Annotated in this window: 30 protein-coding genes and 1 pseudogene; 8 read left to right on the top strand and 23 right to left on the bottom strand. The window is 35.2% G+C overall.

The genetic code is table 11. The features are described from left to right. Positions 1-10 precede the first annotated feature (10 nt). The 3 genes from JFT89_RS22070 to JFT89_RS22060 all read left to right on the top strand — a co-directional run bounded on the left by JFT89_RS22070 (position 11) and on the right by JFT89_RS22060 (position 3059). The gene (locus JFT89_RS22070; RefSeq protein ID WP_199673273.1) at positions 11-1435 is read left to right on the top strand and encodes an amino acid permease; all 1425 of its coding nucleotides are present in this window, start codon (positions 11-13) and stop codon (positions 1433-1435) included. Positions 1436-1495: 60 nt separating this feature from the next. After that, positions 1496-2695: an ABC transporter permease gene (locus JFT89_RS22065; RefSeq protein WP_201040581.1), complete on the top strand. Its 1200-nt coding sequence runs from the start codon at positions 1496-1498 to the stop codon at positions 2693-2695. Positions 2696-2855: 160 nt separating this feature from the next. Beyond that, the gene (locus JFT89_RS22060) at positions 2856-3059 is read left to right on the top strand and encodes a hypothetical protein (protein WP_002063968.1); all 204 of its coding nucleotides are present in this window, start codon (positions 2856-2858) and stop codon (positions 3057-3059) included. 52 nt (positions 3060-3111) lie between these two features. Here the strand turns inward: JFT89_RS22060 and JFT89_RS22055 are convergent, their stop codons facing one another. Continuing rightward, positions 3112-4374: an MDR family MFS transporter gene (locus JFT89_RS22055; protein ID WP_242488420.1), complete on the bottom strand. Its 1263-nt coding sequence runs from the start codon at positions 4372-4374 to the stop codon at positions 3112-3114. 106 nt (positions 4375-4480) lie between these two features. Between JFT89_RS22055 and JFT89_RS22050 the strand changes: the two genes are divergently transcribed. Both JFT89_RS22050 and JFT89_RS22045 read left to right on the top strand, forming a co-directional pair. Next, positions 4481-6220, top strand: a complete 1740-nt coding sequence (locus JFT89_RS22050) for an SgrR family transcriptional regulator (protein WP_201040579.1) — start codon at positions 4481-4483, stop codon at positions 6218-6220. Positions 6221-6252: 32 nt separating this feature from the next. Further along, positions 6253-6770 (top strand): annotated as a pseudogene (locus tag JFT89_RS22045) (general stress protein). A 146-nt stretch (positions 6771-6916) separates the two neighbouring features. On the opposite strand, the gene JFT89_RS22040 reads toward JFT89_RS22045, so the two are convergent. After that, on the bottom strand, positions 6917-7462 hold the full coding sequence (locus JFT89_RS22040) for an NAD(P)H-dependent oxidoreductase (RefSeq protein ID WP_201040578.1): 546 nt from the start codon (positions 7460-7462) through the stop codon (positions 6917-6919). A 23-nt stretch (positions 7463-7485) separates the two neighbouring features. Continuing rightward, a complete protein-coding gene (locus JFT89_RS22035) occupies positions 7486-8025 on the bottom strand; it encodes an ester cyclase (RefSeq protein WP_201040577.1) in 540 nt (179 codons plus the stop codon). Between the two features lie 167 nt (positions 8026-8192). Here JFT89_RS22035 and JFT89_RS22030 point away from each other — a divergent pair, with 167 nt between their 5' ends. After that, positions 8193-8531 (top strand): winged helix-turn-helix transcriptional regulator, encoded by a 339-nt coding sequence (locus JFT89_RS22030; RefSeq protein WP_002087382.1) that lies wholly within the window; start codon positions 8193-8195, stop codon positions 8529-8531. A 439-nt stretch (positions 8532-8970) separates the two neighbouring features. Here the strand turns inward: JFT89_RS22030 and JFT89_RS22025 are convergent, their stop codons facing one another. The 8 genes from JFT89_RS22025 to JFT89_RS21990 form a co-directional block, all read right to left on the bottom strand. Continuing rightward, positions 8971-9555, bottom strand: coding sequence for a hypothetical protein (locus JFT89_RS22025; RefSeq protein ID WP_201040576.1), 585 nt, complete (start codon positions 9553-9555; stop codon positions 8971-8973). Between the two features lie 79 nt (positions 9556-9634). Then, complete coding sequence (locus tag JFT89_RS22020) at positions 9635-9979, bottom strand: DUF4064 domain-containing protein (protein WP_002166320.1); 345 nt, start codon at positions 9977-9979, stop codon at positions 9635-9637. Between the two features lie 19 nt (positions 9980-9998). After that, on the bottom strand, positions 9999-10703 hold the full coding sequence (locus tag JFT89_RS22015; RefSeq protein WP_002166321.1) for a DUF4352 domain-containing protein: 705 nt from the start codon (positions 10701-10703) through the stop codon (positions 9999-10001). A gap of 270 nt (positions 10704-10973) precedes the next feature. Then, entirely contained in the window at positions 10974-12176 is a 1203-nt protein-coding gene (locus tag JFT89_RS22010) for an MFS transporter (protein ID WP_201040575.1), read from the bottom strand. Between the two features lie 360 nt (positions 12177-12536). Further along, positions 12537-13112, bottom strand: coding sequence for a TetR/AcrR family transcriptional regulator (locus tag JFT89_RS22005; protein WP_002029987.1), 576 nt, complete (start codon positions 13110-13112; stop codon positions 12537-12539). A gap of 138 nt (positions 13113-13250) precedes the next feature. Continuing rightward, entirely contained in the window at positions 13251-13565 is a 315-nt protein-coding gene (locus JFT89_RS22000; RefSeq protein ID WP_002063959.1) for a DMT family transporter, read from the bottom strand. A 2-nt stretch (positions 13566-13567) separates the two neighbouring features. After that, the gene (locus JFT89_RS21995) at positions 13568-13924 is read right to left on the bottom strand and encodes a DMT family transporter (protein ID WP_016094709.1); all 357 of its coding nucleotides are present in this window, start codon (positions 13922-13924) and stop codon (positions 13568-13570) included. A gap of 491 nt (positions 13925-14415) precedes the next feature. Continuing rightward, positions 14416-14775 carry a MerR family transcriptional regulator gene (locus JFT89_RS21990; protein ID WP_002087388.1) on the bottom strand — a complete coding sequence of 120 codons (360 nt, stop codon included), beginning with the start codon at positions 14773-14775 and terminating at the stop codon, positions 14416-14418. A 140-nt stretch (positions 14776-14915) separates the two neighbouring features. Here JFT89_RS21990 and JFT89_RS21985 point away from each other — a divergent pair, with 140 nt between their 5' ends. After that, entirely contained in the window at positions 14916-15686 is a 771-nt protein-coding gene (locus tag JFT89_RS21985; protein WP_002063956.1) for an SDR family NAD(P)-dependent oxidoreductase, read from the top strand. Between the two features lie 35 nt (positions 15687-15721). Here JFT89_RS21985 and JFT89_RS21980 read toward each other — a convergent pair whose 3' ends face one another. After that, positions 15722-16219, bottom strand: a complete 498-nt coding sequence (locus JFT89_RS21980; protein WP_201040574.1) for an N-acetyltransferase — start codon at positions 16217-16219, stop codon at positions 15722-15724. 287 nt (positions 16220-16506) lie between these two features. Beyond that, the gene (locus tag JFT89_RS21975) at positions 16507-17001 is read right to left on the bottom strand and encodes an Lrp/AsnC family transcriptional regulator (protein ID WP_002063953.1); all 495 of its coding nucleotides are present in this window, start codon (positions 16999-17001) and stop codon (positions 16507-16509) included. Positions 17002-17205: 204 nt separating this feature from the next. Between JFT89_RS21975 and JFT89_RS21970 the strand changes: the two genes are divergently transcribed. Further along, positions 17206-18117, top strand: coding sequence for a DMT family transporter (locus JFT89_RS21970; RefSeq protein ID WP_016094711.1), 912 nt, complete (start codon positions 17206-17208; stop codon positions 18115-18117). 33 nt (positions 18118-18150) lie between these two features. On the opposite strand, the gene JFT89_RS21965 is transcribed toward JFT89_RS21970, so the two are convergent. The 10 genes from JFT89_RS21965 to JFT89_RS21920 all read right to left on the bottom strand — a co-directional run bounded on the left by JFT89_RS21965 (position 18151) and on the right by JFT89_RS21920 (position 26691). Next, entirely contained in the window at positions 18151-18633 is a 483-nt protein-coding gene (locus JFT89_RS21965; RefSeq protein WP_002063949.1) for a PRK06770 family protein, read from the bottom strand. Between the two features lie 88 nt (positions 18634-18721). Next, the gene (locus JFT89_RS21960; protein ID WP_016094712.1) at positions 18722-19126 is read right to left on the bottom strand and encodes a nuclear transport factor 2 family protein; all 405 of its coding nucleotides are present in this window, start codon (positions 19124-19126) and stop codon (positions 18722-18724) included. Then, entirely contained in the window at positions 19126-19926 is an 801-nt protein-coding gene (locus tag JFT89_RS21955) for an MBL fold metallo-hydrolase (protein WP_201040573.1), read from the bottom strand. The genes JFT89_RS21960 and JFT89_RS21955 overlap by 1 nt, the downstream gene beginning before the upstream one ends. A 182-nt stretch (positions 19927-20108) precedes the next feature. After that, positions 20109-20513: a DoxX family protein gene (locus JFT89_RS21950; protein ID WP_001077751.1), complete on the bottom strand. Its 405-nt coding sequence runs from the start codon at positions 20511-20513 to the stop codon at positions 20109-20111. A gap of 153 nt (positions 20514-20666) precedes the next feature. Beyond that, entirely contained in the window at positions 20667-21740 is a 1074-nt protein-coding gene (locus JFT89_RS21945; RefSeq protein WP_016094713.1) for a DUF871 domain-containing protein, read from the bottom strand. A gap of 48 nt (positions 21741-21788) precedes the next feature. After that, entirely contained in the window at positions 21789-23153 is a 1365-nt protein-coding gene (locus JFT89_RS21940; RefSeq protein ID WP_000711285.1) for a PTS transporter subunit EIIC, read from the bottom strand. 35 nt (positions 23154-23188) lie between these two features. Beyond that, a complete protein-coding gene (murQ, locus tag JFT89_RS21935; protein ID WP_002134585.1) occupies positions 23189-24073 on the bottom strand; it encodes an N-acetylmuramic acid 6-phosphate etherase in 885 nt (294 codons plus the stop codon). A gap of 156 nt (positions 24074-24229) precedes the next feature. Beyond that, positions 24230-25093 carry a MurR/RpiR family transcriptional regulator gene (locus tag JFT89_RS21930; RefSeq protein ID WP_002063942.1) on the bottom strand — a complete coding sequence of 288 codons (864 nt, stop codon included), beginning with the start codon at positions 25091-25093 and terminating at the stop codon, positions 24230-24232. After that, positions 25093-25440 (bottom strand): hypothetical protein, encoded by a 348-nt coding sequence (locus JFT89_RS21925; protein WP_016094714.1) that lies wholly within the window; start codon positions 25438-25440, stop codon positions 25093-25095. Before JFT89_RS21925 ends, JFT89_RS21930 begins: the two co-directional genes overlap by 1 nt. A 123-nt stretch (positions 25441-25563) precedes the next feature. Further along, complete coding sequence (locus JFT89_RS21920) at positions 25564-26691, bottom strand: cation:proton antiporter (protein ID WP_016094715.1); 1128 nt, start codon at positions 26689-26691, stop codon at positions 25564-25566. Positions 26692-26968 lie beyond the last annotated feature (277 nt).

Raw genomic sequence — 26968 nt, 5'->3', positions numbered from 1 at the left:
GGTATTTTCTATGCAACAAAAAAAATGGGGCTTTTGGGTACTAACAGCTTTCGTTGTCGGTAACATGGTTGGCGCTGGTATTTTCATGGTACCAAGTACGTTGGCACAAACAGCTAGCCCACTCGGTGTCACTTTAGCTTGGTTAACAACAGGGTTTGGTGTTTTAATGCTAGCTCTTGTTTTCGGTAATTTAGCAATTCGTCGTCCTGATTTAACGACAGGACCACAAAGTCATGCATATGCTTTATTCTCAACACCAAAAAGAAAGAAAATGGCTGGTTTCAGCATGGTATGGGGATATTGGGTTGCAAACTGGGCAAGTAACGTTGCCATTATTACATCTTTCGCGGGATATTTATCGCTCTTCTTCCCAATTATGAAAGATACACGACTACTATTTTCAATTGGCTCTTTCAATATAGAAGTTGGAAAACTAATTACATTTACTATTTGTTCCATCTTACTTTGGGGAACACATTTAATTTTAACAAACGGTGTAAGCGGAGCTGGGAAGCTAAACTTCTTAGCAACAACAACGAAAGTGACTGGATTCCTTCTATTCATCGTCGTTACGTTATTTGCGTTCGAAGCTTCAAAATTTGGACAATGGTACACACCAATGATCGATAAAGAAGGCGTATCACACGGCCTCCTTTCACAAGTAAATTTAGCGGCTCTTACAACGCTTTGGGCATTTATCGGGATTGAATCAGCCGTTCTTTTATCAAACCGAGCTACTTCTCCCAAAACGGTAAAACGTGCGACTGTTGCCGGTTTACTAATAACAGTTGCAATTTATTTAGGAATTACAATTTTAACAATGGGTGTACTTCACGTTGATAAATTACAAGCTTCTGAACGTCCATTAGCAGATGCATTAAACGCTGCAATGGGTCACGGCGGCGGGAAACTTATGGCATTACTTGCTCTTACTTCCCTATTCGGTTCAATATTAGGCTGGATTTTATTAAGCTCAGAAGTGCCTTATCAAGCAGCAAAAGAAGGTTTCTTCCCTTCCTTCTTCGCAAAAACAAACAAAAAAGGAAGTCCAATTCATTCACTAAGATTAACAAACATTATGTCGCAAGTGTTCTTATTCTCAACATTATCAGGAACAATTGCGGAAGCTTATACATTCGTTATTACAGTGTCAACTTTAGCCTACCTCATTCCATATCTCGTTTCACCAATCTTCCAGTTAAAACTAGTCGCAACTGGTGAAACATACAAAAATGAAATGCGGGCAAGAATTATGGATGGCGTAGTCGCAGTGATCGCACTTTGCTATGCACTATGGGTTATTAAAACAGGCGCATCCGATATTAAAACATTCCTTCTCGGAATTGGTTTATTCGTAATTGGCTTTGCCTTCTATCCATTAATGAATCGTGATCAGAAAAAAAATAAAGAAAAGAAAAACGAGCAAGTTGCATAACGCAATTTGCTCGTTTTTTGCTTAATAAAACATATATAATAGAAAAAAGAGGTGAAAAACATGTCAATCGAATCACTATGGAGCTCTCGCTTTCAACAACATATTCAAAATGCCATCACATACTTTGCACGTATGATTAACGGTTTACTATATAGTTTCATCTTCGTCTCATGTGTAGGTGCATATTATTACGCCAAGTTTCTTAAAACGGATCCTTCTAAAGGAATATCTCTATTGCTTATTACAATCGTCTTAACAGCGATTATAACGAGATGCCCAATACGTACATTTATTCAAAAGCCCGATGCTGTCTATTTACTAGCACTAGAAGAGAAATTAACTTCTTATTTTAAAAAATCTCTTCTATATAATTACATCATTCAGCTTTTCCCATTATTATTTACGTTCCTTATTCTCGTACCAATTGCCATGCAATCATTACAATTGACTGTACCTTTTCTATGTACAATCTTTATCGTTTTAATGATTCTAAAGGGCTGGAACATATACATACATTGGATATGGCGTGATAGTTATGAAAAAAGCATATGGTTTATCATTCGTATTGCTTGTAACGCCCTGATCATTTACATGCTATTTTATACTGCAAATGTAATTGTATTAGGCGGATTACTCTTACTTCTCGCTTTCCTACTTCTATATACGAAGAAACAGCCCACAAAGCGAATACCGTGGGAATACATAATTGAGCAAGAAGAAAAAATGGACATACGCTTTTATCAATTCGCTAGCATCTTTACCGATGTTCCGCAAATTAAAAAACAAGTAAACGGCAGAAAATGGCTTACAAATTGGATTGAACCTTTACTACATAAAAAACAAGCTACTTTCTTCTATTTACATACACTAGCGTTTTTACGTGGGAATGATTATTTCGGTATATATATTCGCTTGGGGTTAATCGGTTCCTTCACCCTATACTTCATACCGAACATATACGCAAAAGGCGCTATCGCTTACATCGTCCTATATATGATTTCTATGCAACTTCGTTCTCTGTGGAAATATTTTTCAGGAAATATTATTGTGGCATTATATCCGATTGCTACTGAAGAAAGAATGAATCAATTTCTCAGCTTAATTTTCACATTACTAAGTATTCAACTCATTGTATTTTCAAGTGTTATACTCATTGCTACAGGACAATTACTACATGCTTTGATTATTACGGTAATCGGTGTACTTTGGATAAAGTTTATTATTATACCAAAAACGAAGAAACGAATTTCTTCATTTTAACGAAAAAGAGGCTGCACATAACAGCCTCTTTTCTCGTCCTAAAATTTCTAATCACTTTTCGTAGGCATTTCTCATATAGTGAAAATGACTATACAATTCCTACCCATACGTTAAATAATGATTTACACATATGTAAATAAAAATAGATGGGAGCCTTATTATGAACAATAATCCACCTTCAACGCCATCACACGATTCAGAAGAACATAGCCGTGAAATTTCACTGCAAACATTACGTGTCATCGGACTCATCGTCCTCATTAGTGGTTATATCCTCGTCGCTCTCTCAGAAGTAGGTGAACTGAAAAATTTATTAACTAATCCTAACGCTAATCCTGACTTAGCTGAAGTGGATCCGTTTTAAAAATGATATAAAAAGCGAGTCCCAGTATAACTGGTTCGCTTTTTATATAGTTTTATCCAATCTGAGAAACCTCCCTCTCATCCTCATACTTCTCTTTCCCTATCGCCTTCATAAATAATAAAATACTGCTCATACCAACTATGAAATAGAGCACACTCATTCCCCAAGAGGCAATAAATGAACCTAACATAACACCTAATGCACCATTCATTTTTGCCACTTGAAAGACCATTCCGTTAATCGCCATATAAGAACCTCGCGCCTCATTTGGCACCATATCTGCCATTATGGATTGACGAACCGGTACATACATCATCTCTCCTACGGTTTGGAAAAGCCCCGCAATTAATAAAATCCATAAGCTATTGCTCGTTCCGAGTATGGTAAATCCAATTGTATAAATGAATAAGCCTACATATAAGATCTTTAAATCGTTGAAGCTCTTCAACATTTTAATAACAAGCGCCGAAAATAATACAATTAAAATTGTATTCTCTGTAGATATCCAGCTCAGCATTCGAATACCTGTTAAATCAAACGTAAAACCATTTCCGAAGAAAAAGTGAATCGTTTCAAATTCCTTCTGCAAACGTACCCCTAAATAATTATTAATTTGAAACTCTAACGATAGTGTACATATACTTGCTGCACAAAAAATTAAAAACGCTCGGTCTTTCATCACGACTTTATAACTATCTGCCATATCTTTTAATACATTTTTCTTCTCCACTGTTTTTCGTGCTACATACACTTCTTCCATATATACAGCCATCACATATAAAGTAATGATTGCAACAACCGTTAATACGATAAACAACTGTAATCTATAGTTTTCAAATAGTAACCCGCCAAATATTGCTCCAATCGCAATTGACAAGTTAATAGCCCAGTAGTTAATGCTGTACATGACCTTTCGATTTTCAGGTGTACTCACATCGATTAACATCGCTTCGGTCGCTGGGTTCATAAGTCCAGATCCTAAGCTGTTCGCTAGCATAAATAAAAATGTTAACCACGGTGAATCTACATAATCTGAGTTCGCAATTCCCATACAAGCAATGGAAACGACTTGTATACTTTGGCCGATAATCATCACTTTTTTACGACCGAGTCGATCTCCAATATATCCACCGTATAAACCAATTACTAATGAAGCTATTACATTAATTAGTAGTAAAGCACCAGCCATCGCACTATCTAACTTTATTGAAAAATAAATTGCCATGAACGGAAAAATCATCGTTGATACCGCTCGTGTTAAAAATGATGTTATAATTCTAATTTTTATATTTCGATGCATACTCCAGAATCCCATCGTTTCCCCCTCCTTATGCTTATTCATTTTACTTTGAAAAAGAGGGAGAAAAAGGTTAGAATATTCTAAAGAGTTTCCCCTTTTAAATAGAAGGAAGTGCATACATATGAAGATTATGGACTATTATGTTCGTTTAAGGTTACATTCACAAGATCAGCAACTTATACGAAATAGCTTACAAGAATTAGCGGATATTTTATATTGCAGTACGAAAAACGTGAAGATTTTATTAAAGAAAATGAGCGAGGAACAATTCATTAAGTGGACACCAGGGCGTGGTCGCGGAAATAAAACAGAAATTATATTTGCACATAGTTTCGTAGAAGCAATTGAATCCTATACAGATGAACTGTTAGCCCAAGAAAAATTAAAAGATGTCTTTCTTCTTTTAAAAGAGCCCCTTCCTCTTGCACTTCAAAAAAAAATAGAAAATAAACTACATCATCATTTTGGATACGAACCTTCAAATGATATGTACGACATATTAAAGATTCCTATATCAAGAAAGATATTCCCATTAGATCCGGCTTTTGTGGCTGTAACTACGGAGAGCCATCTTACTAGTCAAATTTTTGATACATTAGTCTTTTATAACGATGTGACAGAACAAATGGAACCGCACATTGCTCATACGTGGGAATTAAGTCAGGATCAACTTACGTGGACGTTTTATTTACGAAAAGATATACATTTTCATAATGAAACTCTTTTAACTTCTAAAGATGTTCAATTTTCATTTGAAAGATTGCAGCAAGCTCAATCTCCTTACGCATGGTTAACACAGGAAATTGTCCAAATTGAAACACCATCACCACTGCAAATTCGATTCCATTTAGCAAAACCAAATTTATTTTTCTTACGTTATGTGAGTTCCATGCAACTCGCAATTTTACCGCATGATGCAGTTATTCAAAATCATCACTACATAGGTACTGGACCTTTTAAACTTACTCATTACTCTGAAGACAATATCGTACTCGAAGCGTTCACCCATTATTTTAAAGAGCGCGCATTATTAGACCGTATTGAATTTTGGGGTATTCCTGATCATGTGCAAATAGATGCTGATTATGAACTGCCAAATGAAAACGAAAATGATAGACATGACATACAAATAGAAGAAATAGGTTGTATTTATGCTGGCTTCAACTTTACAAAACCTGGTCCTCATCACGATATTTACTTTCGAAAAGCTTGGAGAGAAATATATGACGTTGAAACGATACTTCGTAACATAGAGGGGCGACGAACAATTGCTGCATCAAGCTTTTTCCCTGAAAGAAGCCGCCAAGCTCAGGGAAGATCCTACTCTTTAGAAAAAGCGAAAGATTATTTAAAAAAGAGCACCTATAATGGAGAAACGATACATATTTATTTCTTCGCATTTAAAGATAGTGCAAATGATGCACATTTCCTAAAAGAACGCTGCGAACAATTAGGAGTACACGTAGAACTTCACCCATTTCTCGTTTCAGATTATATGGATCGTTCTATTGATAAACATGCCGATATTATTTTTATGGGCGAAGTGTTTGCTGCTGATCATGAAATTGCATTTTTAAATGTATTTAAAAATAAAAGTTGCTTCGTAAATCGATTCATGGACCCACACTATGCCAAACAAATTAATTGTTTACTTGATACCTTTTTATTAGAAGACAATAAAGAAAAACGGTATAAGCTCATGTATGAGATCGAAGATTTTTTACAAGCTGAAAACATCATTTTATTTAACTATCATGTTTTAAAAAGAAAAACATACCCTTCTTCTTTAAAAAACGTAACAATTGATTCATTCGGTTGGGCGAATTTTGCGAAGTTATGGATACAGCCATCCCCGCATTAAAATGTGAAGTTTTTTATAAAAGGAGAAGAACCATGAAAAGCAACCTAGAAAAAAGGCTTTCCTATCTATACACAGGTGAGTTATTTTCAGTCATTACTTTTATTTTCACAAGTTACTTACTTAATTATGCTTATCCTACGTTACATTTATATTCCTTATATTCTTTTTGGATCTCATTTCTTCTTTTAGAGTTTATCTTATTACAAGGAACACTTTACTGGTACGTAAAGTGGAAACGACTAAAAAAGAGAAAACATCTGTTACACCCATTAGGATGATTCAATATTTAAAAATACTTAAAAAGATAAATATAGCATTACTTATCACGGGATTTATTACGTTTACTATTGATTTTGTAATTTGGTATCCCCACTTACCTTTAGGTGGGCTATCATTCACTCTATTTATTTATATTTTTGCATTACTTGAGTACATTAACTATTATCATACTCAGCTTTCATACGATAACATCTCTGATATTAAATATTTGATAAAATCAAAAAAACTAAAACAGTCCTGTATGAGTAAAGATTTTCAACGTATTTCATAAAAGGTTAAATTCCGCTTATGAAGACTTTAAGCTAAGAAAAACTAAGCAATTTTTATGAATGCAAGAGAAGGTACTACCTCCTTAGTAGTACCTTCTCTTACATGTTTAAAGATGAACCTTTTTACGCACAAAGATGCAAACTACTATTAAATTACCTCAGCCAAATGATTCTTCAAGTCCATCAAAAATTTCTCAATATCCGGATTTTTCACCACATCATAACAAGCAAAACTCTTTAACGGACTCATGCCAAGAAACTTCTGCACACGATGTAAATGACTAAGTGCTGATTCTAAACTTTCTCCTTCAAAGAACTTCGTCTTATCTCCGAATGCTTTTTCAGGTGCGTTCCAAGTTGTAGAAAACATATACTGCTTCTCTTTTAATAAACCGCCTGTTCCATATTCATCTGCACCTTTAAAGAACAAGCCATATTCATATACTTCATCCATATAAGTTTTAAATAATCCAGGAACACTAAACCAATAAATTGGTGTTTGATAAATTACAACATCGGCCCATAAAAATTTATCTTGTTCTTCTTTAATATTGTAGCCATCTTGAATCGTTGTTGTTTTCACATAATGATTCTCACTTAATACAGTTACCATATAATCAACTAACGTTCTATTTAATCGTCCTTCTTTCGTACCGTATTTTTCATGTCCATTTATAATAAAAATATTTTTCATCACTTTTCTCTCCCCTATATGATCTACTCTTCAGCTATTAATCCAAGTTGCTGTTTCAGCGTAAGATTATCTTCTAAATGCCAATCTTCCGTTATTTTTCCGTCTTTCACATGCAAAATATCAATTGCAAAAAAATTGATTTTCTTATCATTATGAGTTCCTGTAAAAGAAAGACGAGCTGTTACTTTATCTCCAACAACTAATAAGTCTTCAATCTCACAATGTATATCAGGAACGACTTTACGAAAATTTTGCGCCGCAAGCTTTAATCCTTCAGTACCTTGTGGACGACCTTTCGGCAACGTATTATCGAAAAAATTTCCCGTAACAGTCTGCGGAATAAGCTCCTCTTTACCTGTATCCCAAAATGCATAAAAACGCTGAGCTGCATGCACGATTTCTGTCGCTTCCTTTTTACTTAATGAAGGATCAACTGTCAGTGCTTTTGGCTTCGGCATTTCCTTTAATAACTGAATTTCAGTTTTTTGCTCACCACTACATGCTACAAGCACAATGCAAATGACAAAAAAACTAAGAAACATAAACAACTTTTTCATACCCATGGAAATCACCTCCTCCTCATACAAACCCTTTGTATTTCGTATTGCTATTGTATATGCACTAACTTCCTTTATGGAAGTAGTGATATTTTTTCATATAGTTACCAAAAGTATAGTTTTGTGATACGATAAGGAAAATTCATCTAAAAAATTTTATGGAGGCTATTTCCATGAGCAATATAGATCCAGTTGTATTAACGAAAGGTTTACCTGGTATACCTTGTCCTATCGCTAAAACGCTTGACGTAATTAGTACAAAATGGACGTTTTTAATCATTCGTGACCTTCTTATCGAAGGAACTTTACGCTTTAGTAATTTACAAAAATCAATGGATGGGATTAGTCCGAAAACTTTATCGCTTCGCCTAAAAGAATTGGAAACGCAAGGGATTATAACGCGAAAAGTATACCCAGAAGTTCCGCCTCGCGTAGAGTACACGTTAACGGATAAAGGAAAGCAATTAGAGGGGATATTTATTGAATTAAAGCGGTTTGGATTAAGTTTGTAAAGTGTAGTTTTTGTAAATATGTTAAAGTTTATGAGGAAATGAGAGTATACTTTGATATTGTGTAATAAAGATAAAGCCCACCTACGGAAATAGGTGGGCTTTTTAATGTATAAAGAAATGACACGCTAAGGGGCTTTCCTCTGACTTGATTTAAGTTTTTTATATAGATTCCAAGTTAATTTATGATTCTAATAAAAGGATAAAAAACCTATAATACCCAGTCGTACACTTCATTAAGTCTCCATTTCTTTACAAGGTAATTGTATCGAAAAAATGTATAGACAACCATTATTGTATTTTAATCCTATTAATTTAAATACTTGGTTTCATGGTAAATAAATGAAAAAACAAAACGTTATGTCGTAAGAGGAATGTATAATCTGAAAAAACTCCCTTTAGATATCTAAAGGGAGTTTTTCAAATCTATATTTTATTGTATTTACTCTTTATTCTTTTCTTTAATTTTATCGACCTCATTTTTTACATCCTCAAATACGGCCACATCTATATTCCCTTTATATTTCTTGTATTCTTGGAATAACATGTTTGCATTTTGGTTGAATGTCATCAGAGTTCCACTAGGAGATTCAGTTTGTTCCTTTAAAGATGTAATAGTTCCATACATCTTTTTATATTCATCATAAAGTTCTTTATACTTATCTGGATTTTCTTTTGCAGCCTCAGAAACAGTTTTTAATTGACCTTCCATATCACTATATAGTACAGAAGCTTGAGAAATCATTGAATTATAGAATCTTTTCTTAGCATTTACAGCTACATTAAAATCTTGGCGATCATCAATAGCTTTAGACCAAGTTTTCGAATACTCTGGTAAAACTGTATCAGCAACAAACCCCATTAGTTCGATATTATTATAAAATTTTGCTGCGGCTTGAACATAGCTAGCTTCACGTTTCTTCTTTTCTTCAGCTTCTTTAGCTTTGTTTTGCAATACATTCATACTCACAAGAGCTATAACAATCACAATAACTCCTAAAATTCCCCCAATTATCTTTTTGTTCATGCTGACTCCTCCATTTATGCATAATTGTTAAATAGTATTAGTAAAGGCAAAATAAAAGCACTCTTTCGAGTGCTCCTTTTTAAGCAGATACAGCAGCTTTATCTTTACGGAAGATGCCCATTAATCCGCCGATTAATAATAATACTCCTGGCAATAAGTAAAATATAGAGATACAAACAAATCCACCAATAGCAGCAACAGTCATCATGATACCGCCAACTTTTGCTTTGTTTCTTACCATAACAGAGCCAACGATTCCTAAGATTGATAGGCCTACGGCACCCCATCCCAATCCGATAATCGTATTTGCGCCTTCAGCTTCGAAAGCTGCCCCCATACCGCCGATCAGTAAAGCGATAAATGCACAAATAATACCAAAAATGCCACCAATAAGTCCTAATACAAATTCAGCTGTTCTTTTCAATTTAGTGCTCCTTTAAAGTTTATTCTACTTTTAATTTAATTTCTTTACCCATCATACCGCCGCGAGCTTTTAATACTAAGCCTTGTGCGTCAGCAGGGACGTCAAAGATGATTTTTCCTGTTTGAGTTAGTCCAGGATTAAGTTGTTTTAAGAAGAAATCAGATTTACCACCATTTCCAATATCATAAGCCGTCTGAGCTTGTGTAGAGTATGTAAATTCGCGGTCTTGATTGTCCATTAATTTGAAACTATTAGCGTCAACAGTAATTGCATCTTTTTGATTGTTTGTAATAGAAATTTCAACTACTTTAAACACGCCTTGTGCATTTTCTTTTAAATATTCGCCACCAACAGAATCTATTGATTCAACAGAACCTACAGCGATTTTAACTTTAGAAGAATCCCCTTCTTTAGAAAGTTCCTTTTTAGGCTCCTCTTTCTTAGGTTCTTCCTTCTTTTTAGGTTGTTCTTTTTTTGGTTCTTCCTTTTTCACTTCTTCTTTTTTAGGCTCTTCTTTCACCTCTGTAGAAGCTTGTTGGGTTGTTTCTTTCACTTTTGATTTTTCTTCTTTATCTTTTGATGGTATTAATATCATTGCTAACACAAGGCATACAATCGAACTAATAATAAGTTTCGCCTTAGGTTTTTTTTTGAAAATAGCAATTATAAATAATACAAACAGAACAATTGCAGCTAGAAAAATCAGTACTGCTAGTGTTTCCATATTCAATCCGCCTTTTCTGATAATTTTCGGTCAAAATGTAAGATTTCCGAGTTTATCATAGCAAACAATCAATCGCGATATTGTCATATTTTGTCGAATGAAAATAAAAAAGTGAGCCGAAGCTCTCATTGATTCATTTGGTGAATTATGTAAAACCTCACTTTTGTTCAATAGAAAACTCTTCTTCTACAATGCACTTAAATCAGAACGTTTCTCGATTATCTCTAAAAACCCCTTACAATGGTAAGGGGTTTTTCATTACTCACTAAATTACTTCGCGAAACTTTCAGCTAACTGCTTCTCTCTCCACATAAATGTAATGCCAAGACCAACTATTAAAACAACTCCTGAGAAAGCATATGGATAATTAATATTTACATCAAATAATATTCCACCCATCGCTGGCCCTACAATATTCCCTAAACTCGTATAAGTTGAGTTCATTCCAGCAACAAATCCTTGCTCTTTCCCAGCCGCTTTTGATAAAAACGTCGTTAAAGCTGGGCGTAGTAAATCAAATGCGAGGAAAATAAAACAAGTAACAAGAAGTACAATCCAATAATTAAAGACTATAGTTGAAACAAATGCTAACATTGCGCCTACAACTAAACATATTTGAATTAACACCTTTTCGCCGAATATGTCGACCAATTTGCCAAACATAAATACTTGCACAACTACCCCAAAGATTGAACTAATTGTAATAATGGCAGCAATATCTTTCGGTGTGAAACCAAACTTATGATCAGAAAACAGACTAAACACAGTTTCATATGCCGATAATCCGAATGCGAGTACAAATACGATAATAAATGCGATTGCATACATTGGATTTAATGATTTCTTTAAATCTCCGATAAAACTGGATTCTTTCGTATTAGCAGAAATCTCTGCAAGTTCCTCTTTCGTTAAAGGCTCTTTCAAAATAAAGATGGAAATAACACATGCTACAAAGGCAATCACTGCTGCCACAAAGAACGGCACACGTATACCGTATTCTGCAATAAACCCGCCGATTCCAGGCCCTATAATAAATCCGGTACTAATAGCCGCTGAAAGATATCCCATCGCCTTTGGACGTTCTTGAATAGAAGTAATATCAGCAACATATGCCGTAACACCAGGCATAATAAATGCAGCACTAATCCCGCCTAGCACCCTCGCTGCATAAAGCATCCACACATCTGTACCTAATCCAAAAAGAAGCTCTGAAACACCAAAAATAAATAATCCAATGATTATCATTTTCTTCCTACCGTAAATGTCGACCCAACGACCCGTAATAGGTGAAGTAATAAGCTGAGCCATTGCAAACACTGCAACGAGATAACCCATCGTCTTTCCTGTTAAATTCATATCATTCATAAAGGACGGCATAACCGGAATGATTAATCCAATCCCTAAAAAAGCGATAAATATATTACTCAAAAGAATGATCAATACCATCTTTTGTTCTTTTATCGGTTTCTTCAATTTTTAACACCTCTTCCCGTAGTTCCTCTCAAAAATAATGCCCAAGAAGCTTTTTCTTTATCCTGCTATTTGTGGGCTCATACTGAGTAAAGATGTCCCCACTCATTAGAATTTCACTCTATCCTTCCACACATACATAAACACAGGGTGAATGACTATCATTCAGTTTCCCGCAGAAATGAACCTACCTTTTCAGACAGGTTCATCTTACTACTTCTTTATCCCGCATTAACGGGCAGTAAGACTCCCACCTCAAAATTCAGCGAATGCGAGGAAGTTAGGTGGGAGATAACTGCCCTTAAATGCCCGATTGGTTCAACTAATAATCAGTGGGGATGAACCCTCCCACTGATTAAAGTTTCACTTTATATGTAGTGCATGTGTTAAAAAATCTAGTACTTCTGCCTTTTGTAGCTCGACTTGCTCATCATCTTTATGATCATATAAATAAACTTGTTCCGCTGCTGATTCAACAAGAGCGATAAATAACTTCGCTGTTCGCTCTGCGTGAACCGAATCACGAATTTCACCTGATTCTTTTGCCTCACTTAAAAAGTCACTTAGCCATATATAAAGAGGCTCATATACAGCTTCCCATTCTTTTATATGTTCAGTTGATGCAAGGCCCGCATACATTAATGCTTGTATTTCACGATATTCAGCTATAAAGGTAAATACCGCATCTATTACTTGCTCAACTTTACTTGAAAAAGGTGAATCGTTCTGTACTTTTTCTTTCACTGCAAGTATCATCTTCTCAACCATCACTTCTGCTATTGCAGGCATAACAGATAACTTAGAAGGAAAATATAAATAGAACGTTCCTTGCGCAATGCCAGCCAATTTCACGATATCAGAAATCTTCGTTTTTTCAACGCCCTTTTCCTGAAACACTTCAATAGCTGCATAGACAATTTTTTCTTTTTTATTCATCATCTAAACCCTTTCACACGCGTATTGAATGACTGTCACTCATTTTATAAAATAACTAGCTGTACTGTCAATCATCGTGCACTTTTCATAATAAAAATCTCCCAACAAATCGTTAGGAGATTTAACTTTAATATCCTTTTCTTATGAAAGAGCCTTTAATCCCGTAACTCCACATACGATAAGAGCCACACTAATCAAACGTGCCTTACTTTTCGATTCACCAAACAGAAACATATTTAATAAAACAGCTCCTGCTGTTCCAATGCCAATCCAAACCGCATAAGCTACACTTACTTGTAAGAACAAGAAAGATGTGTATAAGAATGCAAAGGAAGTTGCGAATCCACCTATATAAATCGCTCCATTTGTTAACGTCTTATCTTTACTATACATTTTAAGGCCTATCACACCGACTATTTCACTAATTGCAGCAAAAAACACGAAAATCCAACCCATTTTTAAGCAGCTCCTTTCACAATTTCTTCCGCGGTTTCTTCTTTATTATCAGCCAATTTTAAACCGATCACGCCCGCTACGACCATTACGATAAAGAATAGCTTTCCTACACTGAAACTGCCGCCGAAAAGGAATACATCCATTAGGAAAGTACCAACCGTACCAGCTCCGGCAAACACAGCATATACAGTCCCTGTTGCAAGATGTTCGCACGCTTTCGATAGGAAGTAAAAATCAACAGCGATAACTCCTACAATAATGACCCAATGCCACCAAGTATGAGCTGTATTAAAACCAAACACCCAAAAGACTTCAAAAATACATGTTAATATGACATATAACCAAGCTTTATTTTTCATATCTCTCACCTTCTATTATTTACTGACTGACCGTCAGTCATTTTTAATTTAAAAAATATAATCTCACTCTAACTACTATTTAAAAAACCAATATCATCCTCATTTATCCTTATATTTGTTCCGTTATTAAGCTAACTACATATAAAAGTTGCTTATCTACACCCTTCCACAGAAAAAATGACTGAATGTCATTCATAAACATTCTACATGACCAATTGATAAAGTGTCAACACCCGGATTCTATTAACCAAAAATATTTTAAATTTCTTAAATCCACATGAATATTTCTTAATAATCTGTCAATAATGGTAGTAACATAATATTTTCTCCATTCCCCCCTTGGAGATCCCTTTGAATCGAGCAGTTGCTTTTAGCTAACTGCTCTTTTTTAATTTATCGGCACATTATAATAAAATACTCATAGATAAATTCCAAAACAAAGACCTGTACTCCCTTTTCAACATGCAACAAAGAACGAAATATTTTGTACGCTATTTACTTTTCAACGAGTCTTTGTATGCAATAATTTTATTTTCGAGCATCTTCTCTGTAATTTCTAAGTTTTCTCTTTGAGTTCGAATAGATTTTTTATGATTTTCTAACAGTTGTAAACGAGCTTCGGTTGTATGCTCTCCTTCTAAATATAATCTAGCGTATTCTCTTATTTTCGCTATCGGCATTTGCGTTTGTTTTAATTTCATTACAAACTGCAACCACTTTATATGTGACTCTTCATACAATCTATTCCCATTTGCATCGCGATTTGCAATTAATATGTTCTCCTTTTCATAATAACGTAATGTATGTGTGCTCACTCCTAATAATTTAGCTACCTCGCTAATTGTGTACATAACCATACTCCCTCCGCACGCCATTTACTCTCATATATTTTACTGCCTTATCCAAATTATAAAAAACATTTGACTTAGAGTATACTCTAACAAATACAATCTAACCATGATAAATTAATTTGAATTTAGGAGGCTTTTATATGAAATATACTGTTATTACTGGTGCTAGTTCAGGAATTGGCTATGAATCCGCTTTAGCCTTTGCATCTCGCGGAAAAAACTTAATACTTGTAGCTCGAAGACAAGAAGAATTAGACGGATTAAAATTGAAAATTAATGAAATGCATCCGGAATTGGATGTTGTCATTCGAAGAACTGATTTATCAGTCACTGAAGAAGTTTATAAATTTTATGAAAGTCTACAAAGTTTTCAAATTGAAACGTGGATTAACAACGCAGGTTTTGGTAATTTCGCCTCAATTGCTGAACAAAATTTAAACAAGATAGAAACGATGTTGCATGTAAATATAGAAGCACTAACAATACTATCTTCCCTTTTCGTTCGAGATTATTCAATGACCGAAGGAACACAACTTATTAACGTTTCATCAGGCGGTGGATACACGATTGTTGCCAATGCTGTTACGTATTGCGCTACGAAATTTTATGTAAGTGCATTTACAGAAGGACTATCTCACGAACTGAAAGAACAAGGTGCAAAACTACAAGCAAAAGTTTTAGCTCCTGCTGCAACTGAAACAGAATTCGCAAAACGTTCATTTGATATTGATGAGTTCCAATACGCTAATGTTGTACCACAATTCCACACTGCAAAACAAATGGCACAATTTATGCTCGACCTTTATGATAGCGATAAAGTTGTAGGACTTGTCGATGGTTCTACGTATAACTATGAACTTAGAGATCCACTTTATAATTTTGCCGTGAGAAAAACGAATTCAAATTCTTAACAACATCTCATTTCTGATTAAAATATAGATACCCACTATTTCTTAAATAATAGTGGGCCTTTTTTCTCTCTAAAAATTTCACCCACATACCGTATCATCGCCACCTCATCACAATAATCAACTTTTGGACAATGTCTACAATCAATCCACACTTTTTCTGGCAATGCTTCTCTATTCACAAAATCAAACCCGCACTTTTGAAAAAATTCCGTTTCATATGTTAAAGAAATTACCCTGTTCACTTTTATCTTTGCCGCCTCATTCATTACATGATTCACTAACTTACGCCCTATCCCTTTTCCTGCATATGTATGCGAAACTACTAACGATCGTACTTCTGCGAGATCCTCTCCTAACACATGTAAACCAGCAACTCCAATAACATTCTCTTCTTCTTTCATGACATATAAACATTGTAAATATTGATAAAGAGACAAGAGAGAACGTGGCAAAACAACCCCCTCTTTCGCGTACACTTCAATTAAGTTATAAATCTCTTTCACATCACTTGTAACCGCATTACAAATTTCCATATTATATCCCCTTACCCAGCACATTAATATTTATAAAAAATGAATATTAATTCGTAATTTTATATAATAATACAACCCTCTTTTCTCCTCGCCAATTATTTTTCTGAATTTTATCCCGCATTAACGGGCAGTAAGACTCCCACCTCAAAATTCGGCTGAAGCAAAGAAGGTAGGTGGGAGATCAACTGCCCCTAAACGCCCGATTGGTTCAACTAATAATCAGTGGTGGATGAACAAAACCCCCACTGATTAAAGTTTCACTTTACACAAACAAAAAACCAAGCAACTTAATCGATGCTTGATTCCTCATTTCGTATCGGCAATACCGTTGAATATTTAATTTCACGAAGTGCTAAACTCGTCTGTATACGTGTAATACCAAGCTTATTCAGCTTTCTAATAAAATGCTCCAGTTCCTTACGATCACGATTTGCAACTTTTAATAAATAATCATACTCTCCTGTTAAACAGTGACATTCTAACACTTCAGGCATAGATTCTAATTCTCGTTCTAACACTTCAAGCTTTTCATACTGATGAATATTCGTGCTCATAAAAATGAAACATAATAAATCAAATCCAAGCTTTTCTTGATTTAAAATTGCTACTTGCTTATCAATAAAACCTTCCCCATCTAACCTTTTTATTCGTGCATGCATCGCAGCTGGAGATAAATTAACGCGTCGTGCAAGCTCTGCATTACTTACTTGTGACTCCTTCTGCAATATATCTAAAATTTGTACATCTAAATCATCAAGCACTTTAATAACAGATGACTCCATCAAAATCCCTCCTTTTTCTTACCGATGATTATTCGAAGAAACATCTCATAACTTATATAAAACTGAATGTTTTTCTGCAAAATAGATTTCTAACGAAACATTTTATCGAGTTTTTACCATTATACAAAAGAATATATTAGACAATAAAGAAAAATGCTAAAATTATTTACAGTTCATTCTTATTTCAACAAAGGGGTTTTTAGCATGCCTTATTTTTATGTCTTTTTACTATTATTAACAAGCTTATTATGGGGAGGAAATTTCGTCGTTGGGAAATCACTCGTCGATCATGCATCTCCGATGACACTGACAAGTTTAAGATGGCTAATTGCGATCATTTGTTTATTACCAATGGTATGGTTTAAAGAGAAGAAAATCATTCCACCACGCTCTGCAATACTTCCGTTAATACTTATGGGAATTTCAGGAGTCGTTCTTTTTAACATTTTTCAATTTTTAGCACTAGAAAAAACATCCGCAACAAATGTGGGGCTTATTTCTACATTGAACGCTATTTCGATTGCATTATTTTCTGTGCTATTTCTAAAAGAAAAAGTAAATACACTTCAAATTCTTTCTATGATTCTTTCATTTTTCGGGGTTATGCTCGTCCTTTTAAAAGGAAATTTCGCACTTTTATTTTCACTACATTTTAATAGCGGAGATTTATGGATGATGGCGGCAGTATGTATTTGGGGTATTTATTCTGTTTCTAGTAAATGGGCGACAAAAACAGTTACACCGCTAATGGCGACGTTATATTCTGGTATTTTCGGCGTCATTTTATTGCTTCCATTTAACATAGGCAACTTCACTGTTTCCAATATTAATTCTTCCTTCATAACATCACTTTTATATACAGGACTCGTTTCAACGGTCCTTTGTATGGTATTTTGGAACATTGGTGTACAGAAATTAGGAGCTACTACATCGGGCGTTTTTCTAAATTTCAATCCAATTTTCACAGCTATTTTAGCATTTATTTTCCTTGGAGAAGAACTAACATGGACTCAAATTTTCGGGACAATTATCGTCGTTACAGGGTGCTATTTATTCTCTCATTTTAAAACTGTTTCTCCTCAGACGACTAGAGCTTTAGTACGAAAGCATTCTTAATGAAAAAACATCGCCACCAGAGTGGCGATGTTTTTATTTACCTTTCATTTCTTTCACATACTGTTTTTCTTCTTCTGGCGATAAACGTTCTGTTGCCTTTCCGGTATCACCACCTTGAATTTCCCACAAAAAGTTATGATCCTCAACCGTTTGTGAAAAGTCTCCTTTCTCCCAACGCTCCAAAGTAGAAAGTAGCTTTGCTTTATATTTAAAATTTGTACTGCTTTCTACTGCGTTCTTCGCACTACGAATTTCCTTATTTGTCATTTCGATAAATCCCCATTTATCAGAGGATTTCACTTTTTGATGTACCATCCTATGCATTGTAGAAATAATTTCATCTTCACTAGCTTGTTGCTTCTCTTCCTTTGCTTTCTTCCCTTGTTGATCCATTACTTTTTGTACTTTAAGGCTCTTCTCCTCCTCCTCTATATAATTAAGAAGTTTAGTAACACCGAATACAGCTCCTACCGCAATTACAATCATTGTAATTGTCCCTATTATCCATTTTTTCATATTATGTACTCCCCATTCCCCCTAATAATTACATAAACAAATGGAATCGCCTGCACATAGTCGATTCCATTTGTTTCCTTATTTTATTTTAAGCCTTCATCGCTTCTCGTACAATGTAACTGTCCACATATTGCTTAAATTTCACGATTTTTCCATTTTCAAGCTGCCATACATGAACAAATTCCGCCTCAAATGATTTTCCCGTCTCTTTATAAACTCCTGAGTAAACACCTTCAGCAATAATCACATCTTTTCCGTTTACTTCATGGTACGTATTTACACTCGCTTTATAATCATCCCATTCTGATCCTAAACGACTAAATACATTTTCCATTATAGCTTCTGTACCTATATACGTTCCGCCGTACGGAAAACCTGCTGCCTCTGTCCACTCTACTTTTTCAGAGAGAGCTTCCGCTAAATGTTTTGCATTTGAAGAAGATGGTCCTTCATATGTGCTTCGAACAATTTCTAAATTTGTTTTTTGCTTCATTATTTTTTCACCCCAAACGCGTTTGCCGCTAAAACAAGTCCAATTTCTAACGCTTTAACGTGCGGGAACCGCTCCTTTATTGCCGTTTGAATTTCTTCACTTGAAGGATTTCCTGCAAGAACTTCATCAAATGCAACTAAATATTTACGAGTATGTTTAATCGCGTCTGCTGTATTTGGTACGTCATAATCACGATGACCCGCTACAACAATTTCAGGATGAAGATTTTCAAGTTCACTTAATGTTTCTAACCATTTATGACGAGCTTCAGCATCTGTTTCTAACGTCCATACGAAAGTATTGTTATAAATGATATCGCCTGTAACAACGGCTTTTAATGATGGAATCCATACATAACTATTATTCGGTGTATCACCTTGCAAACCACCTTTAATGATTAAATCATTTCCCTCTAAAATCAATTTCTCTTCTGTTAATTCCTCTGGAACAATTGGTTGATGAGGAACATTATGCCCAATAGATGGTTTCCACTGTTCCACTTTCTTCTCAAATGTGTTACGAATATCTTCAACAGTATTCCGTAATGCAACAATCTTCGCTTCTGGAAATGCTTCATGTAATACATTTAATCCAAAATAGTGATCTGGATGGAAATGAGTCACATAAATATGAGTTAAATTCTTTCCTGTTTCAATAATTTGAGCTGCTAAACGGTGCGCATCACTTAATAAAAATTGTGCATCGATAAGAATTGCATCTTTTTCTCCGTATACAATTGTGGATGTAACTTGAAATGCTTGCTCAGATCCTGTAAAAACCTCTAAATGTAATTTGGACATGTTATTTCCTCCACTTTTTATTTACTCTTTTATATTCCTTTATTCTTTAAGCTTTATTCTAGTTGTAACTAATTTAGTTACAACTAGAATAAAAAAATATACGAATTATTTTATTACTAATCGACTTGTTGTAATCATTATAGTTACACCAAGTCGTCAAGTCAACACTAAAAAAATAAAATTTACTTCGTTTTCATTACTTTCTCTTTTAAGAAACGATCTACATATCCTTCTGCTTTTACAACGAATAAATACGCACCCATTGATAATAACGCAAGATCTAATTCATACCCTGGATTCTTTCCATCTCCTAATAATCCTGCTGCTCCATTTACCTTTACTATAGCTCCAGCTAAAATAAGAGCGAATAACAATCCTACATACCTCACACCTAAACCGATAATTAATAATATACCACCTACTAATTCAACTGTCGCTACGCCATATGCAAGACCACCTGGTAAACCGATGCTTGTAAACCATCCTGCTACGTTATCTATACCTGATTGAAACTTTGCTAAACCGTGTGCAAAGAACGTAACTCCTAACACGATACGAATAATTAAATTCCCAATATATTGATTCATTTTGAACTCTCCTTTTTTGTTTTGTTATGGTGAATATTTATTCACAAGACAAAACAATACGGTATTTCTTTTCATTCGTCAAATGCTTTTTTTAAAGAAAACAAAAAACATTATCCGTTTTACGAATAATGTCTTTTATAAAATAGCGCTAATTCAAGCTTTTACTCTATCACACAGAAAAAGTTGAAACTTTTTTCCAGCACCAACATAAGACAATAAAGGCAGGTCCTCTTCTACAACCATTCCGACAAAATTCACTTTCTCATCTACAGGTAAATCATTTACAACAACCTGCATCTCCCCAGCATATCTACCGTACAATTCATTATCAATTGTAATACTGCCTCGTTTTCTTGAAATTGTATTCATCTGCTGTAAAATCACTTTATTTTCTTCTCGTGATTCTACCGAGCGAATGACATCACGAGCTGGATCTAGTCTATTTGTATGCACTTTCTCTACCACTTTTAATACTTCATTTTCATTTATGAATGGCTCATATCGCACCGGAATAATCCCATTACTCGCACTCGCGATTTCTTGTACACTTTCTAGACTCGCGCTTATGTCTCCAATTAGCACTTTATCGACGTCACACTCTTGAATAAGTTCTAAATACGCTTCAAGCGGCCGCATATAGCGGTGTTTTTCTAACGTCGGTAAACCTTCATATAACGGACCACGTTTTTCACCATCTCCCGGAATAAATGCCATCGTTTTTATTCCGCACTCATGTAAATACTTATTTTGTTTTTGTAAGAAGGATTTTGCTAGTCCTGTTTCTGGACGCGGGTAAAAATTGTGCCATGCTTCTATATTCTCTACTCGTATATTTTCCGCAAGTAACTCTTCCCAAAAAGATTCTGTAATCGTACTCGCATTTAAAGCCACTTTCATCTTATGAGATACGTGGGCAATTTCTTTTGGCGCAATGCCGTAATCCATTCTTAAACCAGTAATGCCCCACCCCAATAATTCTTCCCCATTTTCATACGTCATTCCTAAATGGTGTAGCGATTTCGGAGAGACATCAACCATTAATTCCATTTCATTTTCGAGAGCCTGTTTCCCTAATGTTTGAATTAACTCTTTATACGTACCTGGGTCATCTTCTGGAATATGAAGTGATGTAAAAATAGACGAAAACCCGTTTTCCTTCACTATTTTTAGCCACTCTTTTTGTTTGTCTACTTGCCCTTTTGAAAGATAAATTGAAACTCCTATCATATGAATCTCCCTTTCTATGAATAGAAAAAGAGAAAGGAATCCCTTTCTCTATATGTTTTCTGCCATTTCTTCTTTAAATCCGAAGAAGTACGTGAAGATAAATCCGAAAGTATACGCAATGACTAAACCTAAGAAATATAGTAAATATTTATTATCAGCAATTAACGGGATTAAAGATAATCCTGATACGCCAATTCCGAGTGAAGCCGTTTTCATAACTGCTTGGAATGCACCACCAACGGCCGCTCCTAAACAAGCGGTAATAAACGGTTTCCCAAGTGGTAATGTAACCCCGTATAATAATGGTTCGCCAATTCCTAAAAACCCAACTGGTAATCCACCTTTAATTACGTTACGAAGTCGTTTATTTTTTGTTTTTACATAAATCGCAATTGCTGCGCCCACTTGCCCAGCACCAGCCATCGCGAGTACTGGTAATAAAGGTGTTACGTGCGTTTGATTAATAAATTCCATATGAATCGGTGTTAAACCATGGTGTAATCCGACCATAACGAGTGGTAAAAACGTTCCGGCTAGCACTGCTCCAGCAAATGCCCCACCAACATTTAAAATTGCGTTAATACCGCTCGTAATACCATCAGATAAAAATCCCGCTGCTGGCTGAATCGCTAACATCGTTACTATACTTACAGCTAATACAGTAATAAGCGGTGTTACAATAATATCAACTGCATTCGGCACTGCTTTTCGTACTCTTCTCTCAACTACTACCATAAGCCATGCTGCAAAAATAACTGCAAACAATCCGCCCCGCCCGGGTACCATTGCTTCACCAAATAATTTCACATTTGCCATCGCTGGATTGAAAATTAAAATACCCGCAATCGCTCCAAGAACTGGTGTCCCGCCAAATTCTTTCGCTGTATTCCAACCGACTAAAATCCCTAAAAATGTAAAGATACCGCCGCCAATAAGTAGTAACATTTGTAGCCATGTTGCATTCGGATCAGCACCTGCGTTTTTTGCGAAGTTAGCAACTCCGTTTATAATTCCTGATGCAACAAGACCAGGTATTAACGGAATAAAAATGTTACCTATTTTTCGTAAAAAGTTCTTCACTGGTGTATTATTTTTCTTCTTCATCTCTGATTTAATCTCTTGACCAATATCTTCAAGATGATGATCTGCAACCTCACCAATTCGTAATCCTGTTAAAACTTCCATTTCGGCTGCTACTTTGTTTACCGTTCCTGGACCAACAACAACTTGAAGTGTTTCATCTTCAATGACGCCCATAACGCCTTCAACCTTTTTCAAAAGATCCATATTCACTTTACTTTCATCATGAAGCGTTAACCTCAGTCTCGTCATACAATGAGCAATGCCACGAATATTTTTTATTCCCCCAAGTTGCTCCGAAATTTCTTTGGCCATTCTCTCTTCTTTCTTCATAATAGAATCCCCCTCCCTATTCTTATCGTTTCACTTTATAATGCCTTCTTCACAAAGCCTTTCGCTTCTTTTAGTTTTTCTAGTGCTTCCCCATACTCACACTGTAGTAATGCCATAACGATAGCAACTTTCACGTTACGATTTGCTTTTTCGTAATAATCTGCCGCTACTTCATAACTAACTCCTGTTGCTTCCACAATAATTCGTTTTGATCGTTCTACTAACTTTTCATTCGTAGATTGAACATCTACCATTAAGTTTTTATATACTTTTCCTACACCAATCATTGACGCTGTTGAAATCATATTAAGCACTAATTTTTGCGCTGTACCAGCCTTCAAACGTGTTGAGCCTGTTAATATTTCTGCGCCTGTCTCCACTTCTACATTGAGTTTTGCATACTTACTTATTTCAGCATTTTTATTACAAGAAATACTCGCCGTACTAGCTCCCACACTATGTGCGTATTTCAATCCGCCAATTACGTAAGGGGTTCTACCACTTGCGGCAATACCAATCACTGTATCTTTCTCGTTTAATCCAATACTTTTCAAATCTTCTTCTGCTAACTCTTCGCGATCTTCGGCACCTTCCACCGCCTTAGTAAACGCTTTCAATCCACCTGCTATAAATCCTTGCACCATTTTATCATCTGTTCCAAATGTAGGTGGACATTCAACCGCATCTAAAATACCTAAACGGCCACTCGTACCAGCCCCAATATAAATTAATCGGCCCTCTTCTTCAAAAGATTTAATAACAGTCTGTACAACCTTTTCAATTTGTTCTATCTCTTTTTCAACTGCTAACGCAACAGTTCGATCTTCTTCATTCATGCTTTGTAACACTTCTTTTATACTCATCTCATCTAGATTCGTCGTTTTCTCATTACGGTGTTCTGTCGATAAATTTTCTAACATATTGCCACCCTCTTTGAAATTATATTTCACACTTTTATTATAACTTTAAGAAATTAAAAATCAATAACTCTTTCTTATTTTATGAAATAAAATTTCACAACATGACATATTTGTGTCAAAGATAATAAAAAAAGATGAGTCCCCTCATCTTTTCTTCTACTTTAACTTCCGTAACCGCAAAGCTTCTTCTCTCGTCTCCATAAATTGATCTATCACATTATTACCAATACGGTTAAAAGTAATCACATATAAAGCATCAATCATATTTAGCTGCGTCATTCGTGAAGCAATACTCGCAATGCGATGGTCTTGCTCTACATCCGGCATACAAAGGCGAATATCTGCCGCTTTATATAAAGGAGATGATTGATCTAGCTTTGTAATCGCAATAACTGTAGCTCCTCGCTTCTTCGCATATTGTGCCATTTCAAGTACATCTTTCGTACGACCAGAAGTTGAAATCGCAACAAATATATCGCCCTCTTTTAAATTCGTCACAAGCGGCAACATCATATGAAAATCAGATAGCATCATCGCTGTAAACCCGAGCCTTGTAAATTTATAAGCCCCGTCCATCGCCGGAGTAGCCGATCCGCCTACTCCGTAAAATATAATTTTATCCGCATTTACAATACGATCTGCAGCTTTCTCAAGTTCCTTTTTATCTATCGCAGTAACGCTCGCCTCAATTGCAGCTTTATTCACATATGTAACTTTATTAAACAAATCGTACGGTCCATCTTCCGTATTCATCACTGAAAAATCATTAATATTATAATCAGCAATCGTTAATTCACGAACGAGCGCTATCTTAAATGCTTTAAAGCTTCCGATTCCAATCGATTTACAAAAGCGAACAACACTCGCCTCACTTGCACCTGCATTCGTTGACACTTCTTTCGTCGTTAAATTCGGAACAATCTCTGCATTCTCCATTATGTACATGGCAACCTTCTTTTCAGCTGGTGAAAATTGATCCATATTACTTTCAATTTTAAATAGTAATGTTGAAGCTTTCACTATTTAACCTCCACTTCTTTCGGTTGCGTATATTCTCTAATATCATTTGTATCATATAGATAAAAACCATCATTACCAGGTGGATGGTGAACAATTACAGTTCGATCACCTTTTTTATATGACGTTATTTCGCCTTCAGATTGCTGTTTTTCCCATCCATGTATCCAAATTGCAAAGTCAGGTACAAAAGCAGTGTACTTATAGTCTTTCGGGTTTTCGTCTTCTACATAGGAAGAAAAAATAGAAACTGGAAAATTTTTCACTTTTGACTCTTTCCATGCAGTAAATGGTATACATAGTGCAATAAGTATGATTACACCTATAACTTTCCCCTTTGTAATCTTCACACTTCCCTCTCCTTGTCATATCACATACATAGATTTTATCATAATTACAATCCATTCATGCTACATGACCACTGCATTTTGTAATAAAAAAGAGCTTATCTACGTCAGATAAGCTCTTTCCCTCTATACAAAATACTTCTTTAAAAGTGGCGGTGTAATAATTGTCGTCAATATAACAACAATGACAATCGCTGTGAAATTTTCTTTCGCTAACAAATTCGCCGCAAGTCCATTTGCTGCAATGATAAGCGCTACTTCCCCGCGCGACACCATTCCCGCACCAATACTAATAGAAGATTGTAAGTTAAACCCTGTTAATCTTGCTCCTAAACCTGATCCGATTAACTTTGTGAAAATTGCGATGAGCGTCATAATGATAATGAACCAAAGTTGGCTTCCGATACCTTGAAATGTAATTTCCATTCCAATACTTACGAAGAAAACCGGTACGAATATCGCGTAAGCAATCGGTTCAATTTTATGTTCCACTTCATGCTTATACTCTGTTTGCGAAATCGCAATTCCTGCTGCAAATGCCCCAATAATACCTGCGATTCCCATCATTTCACTGTAATACGAAAAAGAGAAACAAATAATAAGTGCAGCACTAATTAACGCTTCTGTTACGCGAAGTGGTACGAGCATTTTCATAATCCACGGAACAACTTTCCAAGCGATGAAAACAATACTTACAAAAAAGATGATTTTCTTTGCAATGACTAGCGTTACATTTACATCTTGTGTACCTAAAAAACTCATCACAAATGCTAATAAAATAACGACAATTACATCATCAAATACAGCTGCACCTAAAATCGTCGTACTTTCTCTCGTATTCATTTTCCCTAAATCTCTTAGTGTTTGAACAGAAATACTAACCGAAGTGGCACAAAGTAATAACCCTAAAAAGATCGCATGCGACTGTAACATTCCAAACGCAAGTCCTGCTAAATACCCACCAAGGAATGGGAAAATAATTCCTCCCATGGCTACTGCGAATGCAGATTTTAAATTACGATTTAACTCTTCTAAATCTGTTTCAAGTCCCGCCATAAACATAAGTAGCAAAACACCAATTTCGCTAAGCTCATCAATAAGTTCTGAACTATTAATAATACCTAGCAAAGCCGGACCGATAATAATACCAACGATTAATTTACCGAGTACAGAAGGCTGGCCAAGTCTAACGCTAATATCACCAGCTAATTTCGTACAAAGTAAAATGACGACAAGTTCAAAATAAAATAACATAACATCTTCTCCTACTATAATAAAGTAAAACTTTAATCAGTGGATTATTCTTCATCTCTACTGATTGTTAACCTGCATCTATTTCTGCACATAGTTTCTCCTTACAACCGGCTTTTTATTTGTTAAAATTTCATTTGACAAAATATTCTGAATTATAATAAGATTAACCCAGAAATTTTAAAAAACTACATACCATAACTGTATTTTCATTCACTTACATACTCTTTTCCAATGGGCTCGTACTATATTCGCAGTTATGGAAATGAAAACTAAAGGA

The organism is Bacillus sp. TH25 (genome assembly GCF_016650935.1).
Lineage (GTDB): Bacteria > Bacillota > Bacilli > Bacillales > Bacillaceae_G > Bacillus_A > Bacillus_A mycoides.
This window is presented reverse-complemented; position numbering and strand designations above follow the sequence as displayed.

What these genes read in the sequence shown, in the direction of transcription:
- JFT89_RS22070 (WP_199673273.1), top strand. Translation starts at nt 11, where the DNA reads ATGCAACAAAAAAAATGGGGCTTTTGGGTACTAACAGCTTTCGTTGTC.
- JFT89_RS22065 (WP_201040581.1), top strand. Translation starts at nt 1,496, where the DNA reads ATGTCAATCGAATCACTATGGAGCTCTCGCTTTCAACAACATATTCAA.
- JFT89_RS22060 (WP_002063968.1), top strand. Translation starts at nt 2,856, where the DNA reads ATGAACAATAATCCACCTTCAACGCCATCACACGATTCAGAAGAACAT.
- JFT89_RS22055 (WP_242488420.1), bottom strand. Translation starts at nt 4,374, where the DNA reads ATGGGATTCTGGAGTATGCATCGAAATATAAAAATTAGAATTATAACA.
- JFT89_RS22050 (WP_201040579.1), top strand. Translation starts at nt 4,481, where the DNA reads ATGAAGATTATGGACTATTATGTTCGTTTAAGGTTACATTCACAAGAT.
- JFT89_RS22040 (WP_201040578.1), bottom strand. Translation starts at nt 7,462, where the DNA reads ATGAAAAATATTTTTATTATAAATGGACATGAAAAATACGGTACGAAA.
- JFT89_RS22035 (WP_201040577.1), bottom strand. Translation starts at nt 8,025, where the DNA reads ATGGGTATGAAAAAGTTGTTTATGTTTCTTAGTTTTTTTGTCATTTGC.
- JFT89_RS22030 (WP_002087382.1), top strand. Translation starts at nt 8,193, where the DNA reads ATGAGCAATATAGATCCAGTTGTATTAACGAAAGGTTTACCTGGTATA.
- JFT89_RS22025 (WP_201040576.1), bottom strand. Translation starts at nt 9,555, where the DNA reads ATGAACAAAAAGATAATTGGGGGAATTTTAGGAGTTATTGTGATTGTT.
- JFT89_RS22015 (WP_002166321.1), bottom strand. Translation starts at nt 10,703, where the DNA reads ATGGAAACACTAGCAGTACTGATTTTTCTAGCTGCAATTGTTCTGTTT.
- JFT89_RS22005 (WP_002029987.1), bottom strand. Translation starts at nt 13,112, where the DNA reads ATGATGAATAAAAAAGAAAAAATTGTCTATGCAGCTATTGAAGTGTTT.
- JFT89_RS22000 (WP_002063959.1), bottom strand. Translation starts at nt 13,565, where the DNA reads ATGGGTTGGATTTTCGTGTTTTTTGCTGCAATTAGTGAAATAGTCGGT.
- JFT89_RS21995 (WP_016094709.1), bottom strand. Translation starts at nt 13,924, where the DNA reads ATGAAAAATAAAGCTTGGTTATATGTCATATTAACATGTATTTTTGAA.
- JFT89_RS21990 (WP_002087388.1), bottom strand. Translation starts at nt 14,775, where the DNA reads ATGTACACAATTAGCGAGGTAGCTAAATTATTAGGAGTGAGCACACAT.
- JFT89_RS21985 (WP_002063956.1), top strand. Translation starts at nt 14,916, where the DNA reads ATGAAATATACTGTTATTACTGGTGCTAGTTCAGGAATTGGCTATGAA.
- JFT89_RS21980 (WP_201040574.1), bottom strand. Translation starts at nt 16,219, where the DNA reads ATGGAAATTTGTAATGCGGTTACAAGTGATGTGAAAGAGATTTATAAC.
- JFT89_RS21975 (WP_002063953.1), bottom strand. Translation starts at nt 17,001, where the DNA reads ATGGAGTCATCTGTTATTAAAGTGCTTGATGATTTAGATGTACAAATT.
- JFT89_RS21970 (WP_016094711.1), top strand. Translation starts at nt 17,206, where the DNA reads ATGCCTTATTTTTATGTCTTTTTACTATTATTAACAAGCTTATTATGG.
- JFT89_RS21965 (WP_002063949.1), bottom strand. Translation starts at nt 18,633, where the DNA reads ATGAAAAAATGGATAATAGGGACAATTACAATGATTGTAATTGCGGTA.
- JFT89_RS21960 (WP_016094712.1), bottom strand. Translation starts at nt 19,126, where the DNA reads ATGAAGCAAAAAACAAATTTAGAAATTGTTCGAAGCACATATGAAGGA.
- JFT89_RS21955 (WP_201040573.1), bottom strand. Translation starts at nt 19,926, where the DNA reads ATGTCCAAATTACATTTAGAGGTTTTTACAGGATCTGAGCAAGCATTT.
- JFT89_RS21950 (WP_001077751.1), bottom strand. Translation starts at nt 20,513, where the DNA reads ATGAATCAATATATTGGGAATTTAATTATTCGTATCGTGTTAGGAGTT.
- JFT89_RS21945 (WP_016094713.1), bottom strand. Translation starts at nt 21,740, where the DNA reads ATGATAGGAGTTTCAATTTATCTTTCAAAAGGGCAAGTAGACAAACAA.
- JFT89_RS21940 (WP_000711285.1), bottom strand. Translation starts at nt 23,153, where the DNA reads ATGAAGAAAGAAGAGAGAATGGCCAAAGAAATTTCGGAGCAACTTGGG.
- murQ (WP_002134585.1), bottom strand. Translation starts at nt 24,073, where the DNA reads ATGTTAGAAAATTTATCGACAGAACACCGTAATGAGAAAACGACGAAT.
- JFT89_RS21920 (WP_016094715.1), bottom strand. Translation starts at nt 26,691, where the DNA reads ATGTTATTTTATTTTGAACTTGTCGTCATTTTACTTTGTACGAAATTA.